The sequence below is a fragment of the Herbiconiux sp. 320_LB genome, from assembly GCF_059691755.1.
On the sequence record NZ_JCAWAD010000001.1, the window covers coordinates 658,865 to 672,862 of the forward strand.

Annotated in this window: 16 protein-coding genes; 4 read left to right on the forward strand and 12 right to left on the reverse strand. The window is 71.2% G+C overall.

Annotated elements, in window-relative coordinates; genetic code table 11:
- Positions 1-47: 47 nt before the first annotated feature.
- From AC59HU_RS02995 to mftA, 8 genes are all read right to left on the reverse strand, one after another.
- Positions 48-884, reverse strand: coding sequence for a vWA domain-containing protein (locus AC59HU_RS02995; RefSeq protein ID WP_497221843.1), 837 nt, complete (start codon positions 882-884; stop codon positions 48-50).
- A 147-nt stretch (positions 885-1,031) separates the two neighbouring features.
- Positions 1,032-1,943 carry an AAA family ATPase gene (locus tag AC59HU_RS03000; protein ID WP_497221844.1) on the reverse strand — a complete coding sequence of 304 codons (912 nt, stop codon included), beginning with the start codon at positions 1,941-1,943 and terminating at the stop codon, positions 1,032-1,034.
- Between the two features lie 8 nt (positions 1,944-1,951).
- Positions 1,952-2,791, reverse strand: coding sequence for a mycofactocin-coupled SDR family oxidoreductase (locus tag AC59HU_RS03005; protein WP_497221845.1), 840 nt, complete (start codon positions 2,789-2,791; stop codon positions 1,952-1,954).
- Positions 2,792-2,801: 10 nt separating this feature from the next.
- Positions 2,802-3,635: a mycofactocin-coupled SDR family oxidoreductase gene (locus tag AC59HU_RS03010; RefSeq protein WP_497221846.1), complete on the reverse strand. Its 834-nt coding sequence runs from the start codon at positions 3,633-3,635 to the stop codon at positions 2,802-2,804.
- 71 nt (positions 3,636-3,706) lie between these two features.
- Positions 3,707-4,513, reverse strand: a complete 807-nt coding sequence (locus AC59HU_RS03015; RefSeq protein WP_497221847.1) for a mycofactocin-coupled SDR family oxidoreductase — start codon at positions 4,511-4,513, stop codon at positions 3,707-3,709.
- A gap of 57 nt (positions 4,514-4,570) precedes the next feature.
- On the reverse strand, positions 4,571-5,908 hold the full coding sequence (gene mftC / locus AC59HU_RS03020) for a mycofactocin radical SAM maturase (protein ID WP_497221848.1): 1,338 nt from the start codon (positions 5,906-5,908) through the stop codon (positions 4,571-4,573).
- The gene (mftB, locus tag AC59HU_RS03025; protein WP_497221849.1) at positions 5,905-6,180 is read right to left on the reverse strand and encodes a mycofactocin biosynthesis chaperone MftB; all 276 of its coding nucleotides are present in this window, start codon (positions 6,178-6,180) and stop codon (positions 5,905-5,907) included. The genes mftC and mftB overlap by 4 nt, the downstream gene beginning before the upstream one ends.
- Before the next feature lie 8 nt (positions 6,181-6,188).
- The gene (gene mftA / locus AC59HU_RS03030; RefSeq protein ID WP_497221850.1) at positions 6,189-6,299 is read right to left on the reverse strand and encodes a mycofactocin precursor MftA; all 111 of its coding nucleotides are present in this window, start codon (positions 6,297-6,299) and stop codon (positions 6,189-6,191) included.
- Between the two features lie 88 nt (positions 6,300-6,387).
- Here mftA and mftR point away from each other — a divergent pair, with 88 nt between their 5' ends.
- From mftR to AC59HU_RS03045, 3 genes are all read left to right on the forward strand, one after another.
- On the forward strand, positions 6,388-7,029 hold the full coding sequence (mftR, locus tag AC59HU_RS03035; protein WP_497221851.1) for a mycofactocin system transcriptional regulator MftR: 642 nt from the start codon (positions 6,388-6,390) through the stop codon (positions 7,027-7,029).
- Positions 7,026-8,699: a GMC family oxidoreductase gene (locus AC59HU_RS03040; protein ID WP_497221852.1), complete on the forward strand. Its 1,674-nt coding sequence runs from the start codon at positions 7,026-7,028 to the stop codon at positions 8,697-8,699. The genes mftR and AC59HU_RS03040 overlap by 4 nt, the downstream gene beginning before the upstream one ends.
- Before the next feature lie 73 nt (positions 8,700-8,772).
- Complete coding sequence (locus AC59HU_RS03045) at positions 8,773-10,185, forward strand: LssY C-terminal domain-containing protein (protein WP_497221853.1); 1,413 nt, start codon at positions 8,773-8,775, stop codon at positions 10,183-10,185.
- Between the two features lie 28 nt (positions 10,186-10,213).
- Here AC59HU_RS03045 and AC59HU_RS03050 read toward each other — a convergent pair whose 3' ends face one another.
- The 4 genes from AC59HU_RS03050 to AC59HU_RS03065 form a co-directional block, all read right to left on the reverse strand.
- The gene (locus AC59HU_RS03050) at positions 10,214-10,549 is read right to left on the reverse strand and encodes a hypothetical protein (protein WP_497221854.1); all 336 of its coding nucleotides are present in this window, start codon (positions 10,547-10,549) and stop codon (positions 10,214-10,216) included.
- A 92-nt stretch (positions 10,550-10,641) separates the two neighbouring features.
- Positions 10,642-11,616 carry a diacylglycerol/lipid kinase family protein gene (locus tag AC59HU_RS03055; protein ID WP_497221855.1) on the reverse strand — a complete coding sequence of 325 codons (975 nt, stop codon included), beginning with the start codon at positions 11,614-11,616 and terminating at the stop codon, positions 10,642-10,644.
- 31 nt (positions 11,617-11,647) lie between these two features.
- Positions 11,648-12,559 (reverse strand): nucleotidyltransferase family protein, encoded by a 912-nt coding sequence (locus AC59HU_RS03060; protein WP_497221856.1) that lies wholly within the window; start codon positions 12,557-12,559, stop codon positions 11,648-11,650.
- A gap of 29 nt (positions 12,560-12,588) precedes the next feature.
- Positions 12,589-13,221 (reverse strand): hypothetical protein, encoded by a 633-nt coding sequence (locus AC59HU_RS03065; RefSeq protein ID WP_497221857.1) that lies wholly within the window; start codon positions 13,219-13,221, stop codon positions 12,589-12,591.
- A 93-nt stretch (positions 13,222-13,314) separates the two neighbouring features.
- On the opposite strand from AC59HU_RS03065, the gene AC59HU_RS03070 reads away from it, so the two are divergent.
- Positions 13,315-13,974 carry a TetR/AcrR family transcriptional regulator gene (locus tag AC59HU_RS03070; RefSeq protein ID WP_497221858.1) on the forward strand — a complete coding sequence of 220 codons (660 nt, stop codon included), beginning with the start codon at positions 13,315-13,317 and terminating at the stop codon, positions 13,972-13,974.
- Positions 13,975-13,998 lie beyond the last annotated feature (24 nt).

The window sequence follows — 13,998 nt, forward strand, 5'->3', positions numbered from 1 at the left end:
AACTGATCCCCCAGTCTAGCCCGCCTATTGACACTCAGTGCCAAAACTTATCGTCGGAACACGGCGCCGAGCGCCGGCGCGATGTCGTGGAACGTGCGGATGGCCCGGAACGACCCGCGACCGATCCGCGCCAGATCGCGCCCGAGCTCGACGTCCTTCTCGCCGCTGGTGTCCAGCAGCACGTCCAGTCGCGGCAGTCGCCCGGCCAGGGGCCGCGGGTCGGGCCCGGCGTTGTGCACGCAGTCCGACAGCAGGATGACGCGGGCGTTCCGGGGCGGCACCCCCGCGAGCTGCGTGGCGGCCAGCTGCAGCGGGAACGCGAGGTTCGTCAGCCCCCGCGCCGGCAGCCGCAGCATCGCGTCGAGCAGCTCGAGCGGCCGCACCGGGTCGCCGAGCCGCTGCAGCACCACGGCGTCCGACCAGAAGGCGATCACCGACAGCGCATCCTGCGCCAGCTCTCCGGCGAGCGCCCCGACGGTCGCCGCCGCGGTGCGCACCCGCTCCCCCTTCATCGAGCCCGAGACGTCGACCGCGAGCACCACCTGCCGCTGGGCCCGCACCCGTTCGCGCACCACGATGTCCTCGTCGTCGGGCACCGGCTTCTCGGCGAGCACCTGCAGGGTGCGGTCGAGGTCGATGTCGTCGCTCGACCCGCGGTAGGCCACGCTCGCGAAGCGACCGGCACCCCGGTCGCGAGCCGTGTCGGCGACCGGCTTCGGCACCGAGAGCCGTGCGGCGATCTGCGCGGCCCGCAGCCGCACGGCCGGGTCGACCGCGGCCGCCTCCTCGTCGAGCACCAGCGACCCCTCGTCGTCGGTGAAGCCCGCGCCGGACGCGCTCGGCTTGTTCGCCGCCGCCGAGCCCCGGCCCGGTTGCGGCTTCATGACGAGTCCGGGGCCGCTCCCGGCGAGGCTGAAGACGGTCGGGTCCTCGGTCAGCTGCTTCGGCTTCCGCCGCAGCGGCTTCGCGTTCCGCGACGGCGGCCGGTCGGCCGAGGTCCGGCTGATCGGCGAGTCCGCCTCGACGGCCCTTCATCCCGGATCCGCGCGGGCCGGCTCCAGCACGAAGCGGTCCTCCCAGATCTCCCGCAGCACGCGCTCCGGCGTCGTCTCGGCGGCCTCGTCGACGTGGATGCGGCCCGACAGCGACACGAGCATCGCGTCGAAGACCGTGTCCTGGTACTCCTGCTGCGTCGGGGCCGGCAGCCCTCGCAGCGCGAAGAGCTCGTGCGCGACCAGGGTGCAGTCGATCGCGCCGCGCACGCTCGAGCCCTGGCGCACATCCGGATGCGCGCGGGTCGCCCGGGTGACCGCGACGGCGTCCAGGATGAGCCGCTCCGAGAGCCCTCCCTGGAGCCCCGTGCGGAGGGCCACGATCCCCTGCTCGGCCTCGGCGTCCTGGTAGCCGACGACGATCCGGTTGAGCCGGTCGGAGACGCTGGTCGAGAGCCTCGTGGTGCCGACGTTGTCGAAGGGGTTCATCGAGGCGATCACCCGGAAGGTCGGCAGCGCCTCGATCCGGCCCACCCGCGGCACCTCGACGGCCCGGTCGGCCATCGCGGTCAGGAGGGTGTTGAGCGTGTCCTCCGGCGCCCGGTTGAACTCCTCGATGTACAGGAACCCGCCCTGCCGCATCGCCTCGACCAGCGGGCCGGCGACGAAGTTGTCGGCGCTGTAGTCCTCCCTCAGCACCCGGGCGGGGTTGTGGTGCCCGACCAGCTTGGCCGGGGTGAGGTCGGCGTTGCCCTCGACGAACAGCAGCGGGATGCCCCACTCCTCGGTCACGGCCTTGAGCAGGGTCGTCTTGCTGGTGCCGGGCGGCCCCTCCAGCACCAGGTCGCGACCCGCGGCGACGGCCGCGAGCGCGAGCTCCAGCTCGCGTTCGCGGCCGACCAGGTGCGAGGCGATGCGCCGCCGGGTCTCGGTGATGTCCGTCTCGCCCATCTGCATCCCTACTTGATCGTGTAGCCGGCGTCGACTTTGAGCTCGGTGCCGGTGACGTACCGCGCCTCGTCCGAGGCGAGGAAGAGCACCGCGTTCGAGATGTCGATCGGCTCGACCCACGGGATCGGAAGCGCGTTCGTCGTCTCGAAGATCGGAGCCGCCTGCTCCTTCGTGGGGTGGTCGACGTCGGGCATGAACAGCTTGAACGTCGCCTCGTTCAGGATCATGTCGGTCGCGACACCGGTCGGGTGCACGGTGTTGACCCGGATGCGGTGCGGCGCCAGCTCGAGCGCCAGCGTGCGCATGATGCCCACCACCGCGTGCTTCGAGGCCGTGTAGGCCACGACGTTCGGGGTGCCCTTGAGGCCGGCGGTCGAGCTGGTCAGGATGATCGAGCCACCCGTGCCCTGCTCGATCAGGTGCGGGATGACCGCTTTCGCGGTGTGCCACACACCCTTGGAGTTGATGTCGTTGACCATCTCCCACTCGGCGTCCTCGACCAGCTGCGACTGCTCGCCGAAGGCGAAGATGCCGGCGTTCGCCGAGACGATGTCGACGTGACCGAGCTCGGCGACCCCCGCATCCAGCGCCGACTTGAGCGCGTCGTAGTCGCGCACGTCGGCCTTGGTCGCGACGATCCGCCGGTCGAGGGCCTCGACCTGCCGTACGGTCTCGGCGAGATCCTCCTCGGTCGCGCCCGGGTAGAAGCGGTCCATGCCGGGGATCGACTCGGCGATGTCCACGGCAATGATGTCGGCGCCCTCCTGGGCCAGGCGCAGCGCGTGGCTGCGGCCCTGGCCGCGGGCGGCTCCGGTGATGAAGGCGACCTTGCCGTCCACGCGTCCCATCCCGCACCCCCTACTTGATCGCCGCGCCGGCATCGACCGGGAGCGGGACCCCGGTGATGTAGCGCGACTCGTCGGAGGCGAGGAAGAGCACCGCGTTCGAGATGTCGACCGCCTCGACCCACGGGATCGGGAGGGCGTTCATCGCGGTCGCGGACTGGGCGAAGTCGTCCTTCGTCGGGTTCTCCAGGTCGGGCCGGAACAGCCGGTAGATGCCCTCGTTCTGCACCATCAGCGTGTCGACCGTGGTCGGGTGCACGCTGTTGACCCGGATGAAGTCGGGCGCGAGCTCGAGGGCGAGGGTGCGCATGAGGCCCACCACCCCGTGCTTGGCCGAGACGTAGTGGGAGATGTTCGCGTAGGGGAACAACCCCGCGTCCGAGCTCGTCAGGATGATCGACCCGCCGCGGCCGCCGGCCTTCAGGTGCGGGATGGCCGCTTTCGCGGTGCGCCAGACGCCGTTGAGGTTGATGTCGATCATCCTCATCCACTCGTCCTCCGGCACGTCCTCGGAGAGGTTCGGCCGGCCCGCGATCCCCGCGTTCGCCGAGACGATGTCGAGCCGGCCCAGCTGGGCGACGCCGTCGTCGACCGCCGCCTTCAGCGCGTCGAAGTCGCGCACGTCGGCCTTGGTCGCGATGATCCGCCGGTCGAGGGCCTCGACCTGGCGGACGGTCTCGGCGAGATCCTCCTCGGTCGCCGGCGGGTACGGGTTCTCCGGCAGATCCTCCAGGTAGTCGATGGCGATGATGTCGGCGCCCTCCTGGGCCAGGCGCAGCGCGTGACTGCGCCCCTGTCCGCGTGCCGCTCCGGTGATGAACGCCACTTTTCCTTCTACACGCCCCATTGCGTGCTCCCTTCTCGTGTCGGACCCGAGTCGGGTCCGGATGGTTCGGTGACGGCCCGCGCGGGGCCGCCTCAGTACTGGGTGTTGCCGGCGTCGACCGTCATCTCGAGGCTCGTGATGAACCGCGACTCGTCCGAGGCGAGGAACAGCACCGCGTTCGATTGGTCGACCGGTTCGGTCGCCTGGATCGGCAGCAGGTTGGCGAGCATCCCGCCGACGGTCGGATGCGCCTCCAGCAGCGGCCCGAAGGCGTTGCCCATCTCGCCCATCGGCGTGTTGACGCCCGTGGGGTGGATGGTGTTGACGCGCACGGAGTACTCCGCGAGCTCGGTCGCGTAGGCCCGCATCAGGCCTACGACCCCGTGCTTGGCCGCGACGTAGGCCGAGAGGAAGGGCAGGCCTTTGATGCCGGCCGCCGAGCTGGTCATGATGATCGACCCGCCGCCGTTGTCGATCAGGTGACGGCTGGTCAGCTGCACCGTGTTCCACACTCCCGTGAGGTTCGTGCCGATCGTCTGGTCCCAGACGTCGACGGAGGTGTTCTCCCAGTCCTCCACCACGCAGATCCCCGCGTTGGCCACGACGATGTCGAGCTTGCCGAGCTGGGCGACGCCGTCGTCGATGGCGGCCTTGAGCCCGGCGCGGTCGCGCACGTCGACCTTGGTCGCGATGATCCGGCGGTCCAGCGCCTCGACCTGGCGCACGGTCTCGGCCAGATCCTCCTCCGTCGCCGACGGATAGGCGATGTTCGGGATGTGGTCGGCCAGGTCGACCACGATGATGTCGGCACCCTCCTGGGCCAACCGCACGGCGTGGCTGCGCCCCTGACCGCGTGCGCCTCCGGTGATGAAAGCGACTTTTCCTTCGACACGCCCCATTGCATGCTCCTTCCAGTGCACACGCGGGCCGCGTCTCGGCCCACGGCCTTCTGCTCGCTACGACCTCGGGTCGAAGCCGGCGAGCGGGTTCTCCTCGCAGGCGCTGACCGGCGGGCGGTCGGGGCGACGCAGCGAGAGGGTGATCGGGATGCCCTTGGCCTGGCGGGCGGGCGTGGGCATGCCGTCGCGCCGCGGTCCGCGTTCGGTGCGGTGCGAGTGGTCGCCGTCCGGCTTCGGGATGGAGTCGGCCTCCTTGCGCTTCTCGAGCGCCTGCTCGCCGAAGCCGCGCACGCACTCCGGGTCGGGGCCGTCCAGCGGCAGGCCGGTGAAGAACTTGGCCGCCATGCAGCCGCCCTTGCAGCTGTCGAAGAACGAGCAGCTCGTGCAGGCCCCGCCCGACTGGGGCTTCCGGAGCCGGGTGAACAGCTCGGAGTTGCGCCAGACCTCCTGGAATCCGCCCTCGCTCCGCACGTTGCCGGCCAGGAACTCGTCGTGGATGGCGAACGGGCAGGCGTACACGTCGCCGATCGGGTCGATCAGGCAGACCACCCGCCCGGCGCCGCAGAGGTTGAGGCCGGGCAGTGCCGAGCCGTAGGCGGAGAGGTGGAAGAAGGAGTCGCCGGTGAGCACGCCGTCGCCGTGGGCGACCAGCCAGTCGTACAGCTCGCGCTGCTGCTCGGGCAGGGGGTGCAGCTCGTCCCAGACGTCGGCCCCGCGGCCGGAGGGTCGGAGCCGGGTCAGGCGCAGCTGGGCGCCGTAGAAGTCGGCGATGGCCTTGAACTCGTCGAGCTGCGGGATGTTCTGCCGGGTGCAGACGACCGAGATCTTGAACCCGGTGAATCCCGCATCCTTCATGTTCTGCATCGCCCGCATCGCGGTGGCGTACGACCCGGGGCCGCGCACGAAGTCGTTGACCTCGGCGGTGGCGCCGTCGAGCGAGATCTGCACGTCGACGTAGTCGGAGGACGCGAGCTTCTCGGCCACCTCGGGGGTGATCTTCACCCCGTTGGTCGAGAACTTCACCCCGACCTTGTGGGCGGTGGCGTAGTCGACGAGCTCCCAGAAGTCGCTCCGCACCGTCGGCTCGCCGCCGCCGATGTTCACGTAGAAGACCTGCATCCGCTCGAGCTCGTCGATGACGGCCTTGCACTCCTCGGTCGACAGCTCGCGCGGGTCGCGACGACCGGATGACGACAGGCAGTGCACGCAGCTGAGATTGCAGGCGTAGGTGAGCTCCCAGGTCAGGCAGATCGGCGAGTCGAGGCCGAACTCGAACAGGTCGACCAGGCGGCCCGGCTGCGCGGGCGGCTGCGTCGCCGGTGCCGTCGCGGCTCGGGAGCCCGGGCCGAGGGCGGGGGCTTCGGCCGAGGGCCGGGGAGCGTCGAGGAGGGTCATGTCGTCCTTTCGACCACCATCGACGACGCGGCGAGCGTGCCGAGGGCGGCGTGGTAGCGCGGGATCTCGCCGTCCGGCACACCGGCGGCGGCGAAGGCCGCCCGCACCGAGGCGGATGCCGCGAGGGATTCGACCGCCGCCAGCAGCGTGCGGTCCTTCAGGAACGAGAGCTTGCGGGTGCCGAAGTGGTAGAGCAGGGCGCCGAACGGCTCAGGACGGATCGAGACCTGGGGATGCACGTCCCACGCGGAATCGAGATCGACCGGGATCATGTCTCGGCCTAGTAGACGCCGCACATCCCGTCGATGGACACTTCTTCCACCAGTGAGTCGGCCTCGACGAACTCGTCGTCGGTGGGAACCTGGTCTCGCTCGGTCGTGTTGTCACTCATGGGATGCTCCTCATGTCGTTGTCGCCATCGAAACGCTGTGATGGCACGATACTAATGACACCGAGTGCCGAATGGAAGGGGTGCCCGCATGAATCAGCTCCGGCTCCCGGACGAGGCCCGTCCTGCCGACCCGCCCCGGCTGGGCCGCCAGCCTTCGACCTCGCGCGAGGAGCTCAGCCATCTGGCCCTGCAGCTGTTCATCGAGAAGGGCTTCGACGCGACGACGATCGACGAGATCGCCGCGCGCGCCGGCATCGGGCGGCGCACCTTCTTCCGCTACTTCTCTTCGAAGAACGATCTGCCCTGGGGTGACTTCGAGGAGCTCCTCGACCGGCTCCGCACCCACCTGCAGCAGCTCCCGGCCGACCTGCCGCTGCTGGACGCGCTGCGGCTCGGCGTGATCGAGTTCAATCGCTTCCCGGCCGAGGAGGTGCCGTACCACCGGCGCCGGATGGACCTCCTGCTGAACGTGCCGACCCTCGTCGCGCACTCGACCCTCCGCTACGCCTCCTGGCGCGAGGTCGTGGCGACCTTCGCCGGCGAGCGCCTCGGGCTGCCGGCCGACGACCTCGAGCCGCAGGTCATCGCCTGGACCGCGCTGGCCGTCTCGCTCGCGGCCTACGAGCAGTGGCTGCGCCACGACGACGCCGACCTGGCCGACCTGCTCGACGAGGCCTTCCGCAAGCTGCCGAACACGATCGCGACGGATGCGGAGCCGCACGCCCGATGACCGTCTGGGACGTCGTGGTCGTGGGCGGCGGGGCGGCGGGCGCCGCGTTCGCCGCCCGGGTGAGCGAGGATCCCGAGCGGCGGGTGCTGCTGCTGGAGGCCGGGCCCGCCCCGCGTTCGGCCGCCGAGTACCCGGCCGAGCTGCTCGACGCGTCGACGCTGCGCGGAGCCGACCCCGGGCATCCGGAGGTCTGGGCCTACCCGGCCGAGCTCCGGCCCGGCCGGAACTACACGATCGTGCGGGGGCGCATCCTCGGCGGATCGACGACGACCAACGGCGCGTACTTCGTGCGGCCCCGGCGCGCGGACTTCGACGACTGGGCGGCCGCGGGCAATCCGGAGTGGAGCTTCGAGCGCTCCCTGCCCTTCCTGCGCCTCCTCGAGCACGACCTCGATCACGGCGAGACCGCGGTGCACGGCGGCCGCGGCCCGATGTTCGTGAGCCGCCCGCCCCAGGACCACCCGGTGACGCGGGCCTTCGCCGAGGCGGCGGAGCTGCTCGGGCTGCCGTTCGTGGGGGATCTGAACGGGCAGGGGCCGACGGCGGGTTCGGGCGCGGGTGCCGGCGCGGGTTCGCGCGCTGCTTCGGCCGCGGGCTCGCAGGCGGGCACGGCTCCGGATGCGGACGAGTCCGACGCGGGGTACGGGCCACTGCCGAGGGATGTCCGCGACGGCATCCGCTGGAACACCGGGCTCGCCTACCTCGAGCCGCTTCGCGACCGCGCGAACCTCACCGTGCGCGGGCAAGCGCGGGTGACCCGGGTGCTGTTCGACGGCACCCGCGCCGTCGGGGTCGAACTCGCCCCTGAGGCCGGATCAGACTCCCCCGGCGAACGGATCGAGGCCCGCGAGGTCGTGCTCGCCGCGGGGGCGATCGCGACCCCGCAGCTGCTGCTGCTCTCCGGCGTGGGGCCCGCGGCCGACCTCGAGCGCCTCGGCATCCCCGTGGTGCGGGATGCGGCGGGCGTCGGGCGCGGGATCAGCGATCACCCGCAGGTGCGGGTCGACTGGCGCACCCGCGGCTCGGCCGCCGAGGCACTGCCCGGGGCGGATGCCTCGATGGCCAGCGCGCTGCACCTGCGCACCCGGAGCGGCGGGACGATCGAGCTGCTGCCACTGCTGCGCCCGCTCGGCGAGCTGCTCGTCGGCGCCGAACCGAGCGCACCCGGCACCTCCGTCGTCCTGTCCGTGCTGGTCGGGCTGCAGACCCCGCGGTCGCGCGGGACGATCGCGCTCGACTCCGCCGATCCCGGCGACCCGCCGCGCATCCGCTTCGGCCACCTCGAGGACGCCCGCGACCGCGCCGACCTCCGCGAGGGCGTCCGCTCCGTCGTCGACCTCCTCGGCCAGGCGGCCTTCGCCGGCCTGTTCGCCGGCCTCGAGGGCGACGATCTGCCGGCCCTCGACCGGGCGACCCTCGACGACGACGATCTCCTCGACGGCTGGATCGCCGACACCCTCGGAACCGCCCTGCACACCTGCGGCAGTGCCCGGATGGGCGCAGCCCACGACCCCGGCGCCGTCGTCGACCAGGCAGGCCGAGTGCACGGGCTCGTCGGGCTCCGCGTCGTCGACCTCTCCGTCATCCCGACGGTTCCCCGGCGCGGCCCGGCGGTCACGGCCGTCCTGGTCGGCGAGCGGATGGCGGCGTTCCTCCGAGCTGGGCGGTGACCGGGCGGTGACCCGCGACGACCGCCGATGATCGGGCGGTGACCGCGCGCCGCCCCACCGCTATCGTTGCCTCATGCCCGACACGCTGACGAAGGCCACCGGCGCGGACACCCGGTCGCCGAGGCGTCGCAAGCGGTTCTCGCTGAGCGCCCTGCTCGACAACCTGTTCTTCGTGATCGCCGGTGCCGCGGCCGTCTGGCTGGCCTACCTGGTGCTGACCGAGGGCTTCTCCTCCGGGTGGGCGCAGATCTGGTTCTACGTGGTGTTCTGGGTGGTGGTCGCGTACATCGCGCTGCCGCGCCTGCACCGCATCCTGACCAACATCTACGTGCCCAACTACTTCATCGGCCGCACCCGCACGAGCGACGGTCTGCTCGGCGACCCGGTGAACCTCGGTCTCCTGGCCAGCGAGGAGCAGGTGCACACCGCGATGCTGGCCGCGGGCTGGACCAGGGCCGACGACCTCACCCTCCGCAGCGCGCTGCGGATCGTGCGCTCCACCGTCCTGCGCCGGAGCTACAACGAGGCACCGGTCAGCCCGCTGATGCTGTTCGGTCGCAACCAGGACTTCGCCTATCAGCAGGAGGTCAAGGGCAATCCCGCCAAGCGGCACCACGTGCGGTTCTGGCGTTGCCCGGACGGCTGGCTGCTGCCCGGCGGACACTCGACCGACTGGCTCGCGGCCGGCACCTACGACCGCGCGGTCGGCTTCTCGCTCTTCACGCTGCAGATCACGCACAAGATCGACGAGAACACCGATGTCGAGCGCGACCACATCGTGACGACGGTGCAGGAGGCGGATCCGGCCGTCGAGGTCGTGGTGCTCAAGGACTTCGCCACCGGCTACCACTCGCGTAACGGCGGCGGCGACCAGATCGTCACCGACGGCGACCTCCCGATCGTGAACCTCCGCGCCGTCGTTCCCTCCCCCGCGGCACTGGCTCAGACCATCGTCCCGGTGCCGACCCCGCATCCGCTGCCGGAGGCCGATTCGCCGGCGACCCCGGCCCTGCCGGAGAAGCAGGTGCGGCGGCCGGCGCAGATCACCTTCGGGGCTGTGGTGGTGCTGGCCCGCGCCTTCGTTCCCGCCTTCATCATCCTCGCGGTGCTGCTGGACTGGCAGGGTGTGCGCGAACTGCTGACCGTCGACACCAGCGACGACGCCCTGCCCGAGACGATCGACTACCGCGACCTGACCATCTGGGTGCTGATCGCGGGGGCGGCCCTGTTCGGGCTGGTCGAGGTGCTGCTCGGCCTCTTCGTGTTCTTCGGCAGCAACGTCGCCCGCATCCTGGTGATGACGTTCAGCTCGATCAACATCCTCATCGCGCTGATCGAGCAGATCGACGGCAGCCCGATCACGCTCGGCACGAACCTGATCGGTTTGTCGTTCGACATCCTGATCCTGATCGCGCTCTCGAGCGATCGGGCCCGCGACTACGTTCGGCGCCCGCGCGACAAGAAGGCGTCGCGGGCGGCGGTCTGAGCCGAGAGCGGAGGCGGGTGGCTGGGGCCTAGGCCACGATCATCGACAGGCTCATGCCCGCCAGCGACAGCGCCACGACGGCCGAGACGATCGCCACGTTGGAGAGCACGCCCTCGGGCAGTCGGCGACGCGAGGCCCCGCGATCGACCGCGGCCATGGCCGAGTCGAGTGAGCTGTAGGAGCCGAGGTCGTCCCCGGTCGCACCGGTCGAGACGAAGTGGCCGGCCAGGTACTCGATCATCCCGGCGTACTCGCCGTCGCGGCTCGCGACCCAGAGCTTGGTCTCGGGCTCGGACCAGGTGAGGGCCGTGGTGCTCGTCGTCTGCTCGGTGACCGACGACGGGATGCTCTCCAGAAGCGCCATCTGCTGTTCCTTTCCTTGACCGGTGTATTGCTAGACAGCCTAGCAACTAGTTCAGCCAAGCGAAGAGGGCTTGTCTTCGGCGTGTCGAAGGGCTATAAGGACTCGTCCGCCGGAACCCGCACCGTGAGGGCGCCGGCGTCGATCCAGGTCTTCAGCGCGACCGCCGTGCCGAAGCCGTCGCCGTCGAGCTCGATCTCCTCGGGCCGCTGGAGGCGCAGCACCATCTCGCTGCCGCGGAGGTAGTTGAGCGCGCGTACCTCCTTGGAGTCGCCCATCAGGCGGCGGCCGACACCGGTGCGCCGGAGCACCCCGTTCTCCCAGAAGATCTTGCCCATGATCTGCAGCCAGCCGAAGAACCCCTCGGGGCGCAGCACGACGATGTCGAACAGGCCGTCGTCGACCGCGGCATCCGGCAGCAGCAGGATGTTCGCCGGCAGCGACCCGCAGTTGCCGATCATGATCGTGTGAGCGCGTACCGAGCGGGTCGGCGCGTCGTCGAGCCGGTAGCGCATGCGGAGCTGGTTCTTGTCGCGGAGCACCGTCGCGATGGCTTTCGCGTAGGCCAGCCAGCCGACCTTGGCCTTCAGCTCGTCGTCGGTCGCCGCGAGCATCTTGGCGTCGAGGCCGAGGCCGGCCATCACGAGGTAGGCGTGCTTCGAGATCGAGCCGTCCTCCCGCTCGATCCGGATGAGCCCCAGGTCGATCTCCCGGTCGGCCCCGCGGAAGGCGGTCTGCAGGGCGTTCTCGACGTCGTCGAGCGTGAGGTCGAGGTTGCGGGCGAGGAGGTTGCCCGTGCCGGAAGGGAGGAGGGCGAGGGGCACGTCGGATCCGCGGAGCGCCTCCGCGACGGCCCGCACGGTGCCGTCGCCACCGGCGGCGATCACCAGGTCGACCTTCTCGGCGAGCGCCTTCGCCGTCGGACCCTGCCCGGGGTCGTCCTCACTGGTCTCGAGCCAGAGGGTCTCGGCCCACCCGGAGGCGGTCTCCTCGGCGGCCACCGCCTCCTTGAGGGCGTCGAGATCGACCTTGATGGGGTTGTAGACGAGTGCTGCACGGGAGGAGGTCACCCTCGTGACCGTACCCGGGGCCGACCGGCGATCACAGGGGGTGGCGCGGAGGCTCCGATCCTGACGAGGAGATGCCGCCGCCGGCCGTCCCGCCGTCCAGGACCGGGAAGTCGTCGCCGAACAACGCGACGAGATAGGCGTGAGCGGTGTCGAGGTCGCCGTCGATGTAGGCGTTCACTGCGCCGCGGGCGCTGGAGGCGGCCCGCTCGACCGGGAACTGCCCCTCGATGGCCCGGCCGAGGGAGGCTGCCGCCCGCACCCCCTGCGACTGATCCGGCCCGGTCAGGTCGGGCAGGGTCACCAACCCGGCCGAGGCGAAGGACTCCCAGAGCCAGCACAGATCCCAGAGCAGGCTGAACGAGCGCTGCTGCAGCGACTGCCGGATTGCGGCGGTCTCCAGGTAGTACGACGAGACCGGGACGGCTTGGCGGTGCTTCCACGCCAGCAGCAGCCGGATGAGCGATCGCAGGCTGCCGTCGTCGTCGATCCGGTCGATCAGCTGCGCACGAGCGCCCGGCCGGTGGCGCACCCAGCGGCCGGCCGCATCCGGCACCCAACGGGAGTCCTCGCCGGCATAGGCGGGGATCAGCTCGAGGCCGATGCCGCCGATCCGGTCGATGGCGACCCGGCCACCCGCGATCCGGAGCTCGCCGAGCGCCCCGGCGACCGGTTCGACGGGAACGGCGGCGGCCAGCTGGTCCGCGGCCCGCGCGGCCGAGCGCGCCCGAGGGCCCGCGAGCACGACGAGCAGATCGATCCGGCTCCCGCGCACCGCGGTGCCGTGCGCGAACGAGCCCGCCCACTCGACCCCCAGCACCCCGGGGGCCCGCCGCAGCGCCGCCGAGATCGTCTCCTCGAAGCCGGCCGCCTCGGCGACGTCGTCCGCCGGAGGCCGCACGAGGGCGTCGAAGCTCTGGAACGCGTCGCTGATCGGCTCGGGCATCGGTCCTCCCACGCCCGAATGTACTCCCGTCAGCCGCGGCGGCGGGTGCTCCGGCGGGCGTCGGCCAGCTCCCAGAGGTCGAACTCGCGGAGTCTCCGCATCCGCTCCTCACGGTCGCGCCGGTACTCGTCGTCGACGACGATCGAGGAGGCCGAGCGGTACTGGTCGAGGCGCTCGGCGATCTCGCGGCCGATCTCCTCCCAGGCTCGGGCACGCGCATCCTCGACCAGGGCCGCGAGGGCGACGGGGTCGGCCGCGTCGGCCCGGATGCGCCGGGCCACCTCGCGGTAGACCTGACGCCGTGCGCCGAGCAGCTCGAGGTCGCGCGCCTTGTAGTCGTGCTCGTGGCGGGCGACCCCCTGGTCGCTCTCGGCGTCGAGGATCATCTCGTCGGCGTGGGTCGCGTTCGCATCCTGCTCCGCGGCCAGCTCGGCGAGCACCTCGCGGGCGGCCTCGGTCGCCTGCTCGGGATCGAAGGCGTGGTCGTCGCGCAGCGCCGACACGATCAACCGGTTCTTCAGCGACAGCACCGAGGAGAACCGGGCGATCAGCTCGCCGTCGGCGACCGCCGCATCCACCTCGCCCTCGGAGAGCGGCTCGGGGGCCTCGATGGGCTTGCCGGTGGTCAACCAGCGCTTCACGCGCTCTCGCCGCCGCACCATCTGCCCCTCCTCGACCTCCAGCGTAGTCGGACCCGATTGCGGCTCACGAAGTTTCTCATTGCGAAAGTTTTCATGGTGTGAAATCATGATGCCGTGTCCACGATCGAGTCCCCCACCCTCAACGCCCCCGTCGGCGCGCACGACGAGGTGGGCCTGCGCGAGCGCAAGAAGCGCGAGACCGCGCGGGCGATCGAGGTCGCCGCACTCGAGCTCGCGAGCGAGCTCGGGCTCTCCGAGGTCACGGTCGACGCGATCAGCCAGCGGGCCGATGTGACCAGCCGCACCTTCTTCAACTACTACGCGAGCAAGGAGGATGCGGTGATCGGGCACTCCAAGCTGTTCGGCCCGCCCGTCCTCCCCCCGATCACGGTGGGCGGCGGCGTCAGCGTGCTCGACGCCGTCTTCGACGCCGTGCGCACCCAGGTCGGCTCCCTCGACCTCGGCAGCCCCGCGATCGAGGAGATGCGGCGCACCGTCGTCGTCGCGAACCCCTCCCTGCTGGCGAAGGGGTTCGAGACGGTGGGCGCCGTCGAGAACGACCTGGCCGCGCAGGTCGAGCGCCTGCTCGACGAGGAGGGCGCGGTGCCCGCTCCCGACCGGCCGGCCCGGGCCCGCGCCGTCGTGCTGTTCATCGGGGCCGTGCTGCGGCTCGCGATGCACACCTGGGGGCTCGAGACCGGCGAACGCCGGCCCGTGCTCGACCATCTCGACGAGGCGCGGGAGCAGTTCCGCCACCTGGTCGAGCCCCACTAGACCCACGTCCGGCGCGCGTCTCCG

What these genes read in the sequence shown, in the direction of transcription:
- AC59HU_RS02995 (WP_497221843.1), bottom strand. Translation starts at nt 884, where the DNA reads ATGAAGCCGCAACCGGGCCGGGGCTCGGCGGCGGCGAACAAGCCGAGC.
- AC59HU_RS03000 (WP_497221844.1), bottom strand. Translation starts at nt 1,943, where the DNA reads ATGGGCGAGACGGACATCACCGAGACCCGGCGGCGCATCGCCTCGCAC.
- AC59HU_RS03005 (WP_497221845.1), bottom strand. Translation starts at nt 2,791, where the DNA reads ATGGGACGCGTGGACGGCAAGGTCGCCTTCATCACCGGAGCCGCCCGC.
- AC59HU_RS03010 (WP_497221846.1), bottom strand. Translation starts at nt 3,635, where the DNA reads ATGGGGCGTGTAGAAGGAAAAGTGGCGTTCATCACCGGAGCGGCACGC.
- AC59HU_RS03015 (WP_497221847.1), bottom strand. Translation starts at nt 4,513, where the DNA reads ATGGGGCGTGTCGAAGGAAAAGTCGCTTTCATCACCGGAGGCGCACGC.
- mftC (WP_497221848.1), bottom strand. Translation starts at nt 5,908, where the DNA reads ATGACCCTCCTCGACGCTCCCCGGCCCTCGGCCGAAGCCCCCGCCCTC.
- mftB (WP_497221849.1), bottom strand. Translation starts at nt 6,180, where the DNA reads ATGATCCCGGTCGATCTCGATTCCGCGTGGGACGTGCATCCCCAGGTC.
- mftA (WP_497221850.1), bottom strand. Translation starts at nt 6,299, where the DNA reads ATGAGTGACAACACGACCGAGCGAGACCAGGTTCCCACCGACGACGAG.
- mftR (WP_497221851.1), top strand. Translation starts at nt 6,388, where the DNA reads ATGAATCAGCTCCGGCTCCCGGACGAGGCCCGTCCTGCCGACCCGCCC.
- AC59HU_RS03040 (WP_497221852.1), top strand. Translation starts at nt 7,026, where the DNA reads ATGACCGTCTGGGACGTCGTGGTCGTGGGCGGCGGGGCGGCGGGCGCC.
- AC59HU_RS03045 (WP_497221853.1), top strand. Translation starts at nt 8,773, where the DNA reads ATGCCCGACACGCTGACGAAGGCCACCGGCGCGGACACCCGGTCGCCG.
- AC59HU_RS03050 (WP_497221854.1), bottom strand. Translation starts at nt 10,549, where the DNA reads ATGGCGCTTCTGGAGAGCATCCCGTCGTCGGTCACCGAGCAGACGACG.
- AC59HU_RS03060 (WP_497221856.1), bottom strand. Translation starts at nt 12,559, where the DNA reads ATGCCCGAGCCGATCAGCGACGCGTTCCAGAGCTTCGACGCCCTCGTG.
- AC59HU_RS03065 (WP_497221857.1), bottom strand. Translation starts at nt 13,221, where the DNA reads ATGGTGCGGCGGCGAGAGCGCGTGAAGCGCTGGTTGACCACCGGCAAG.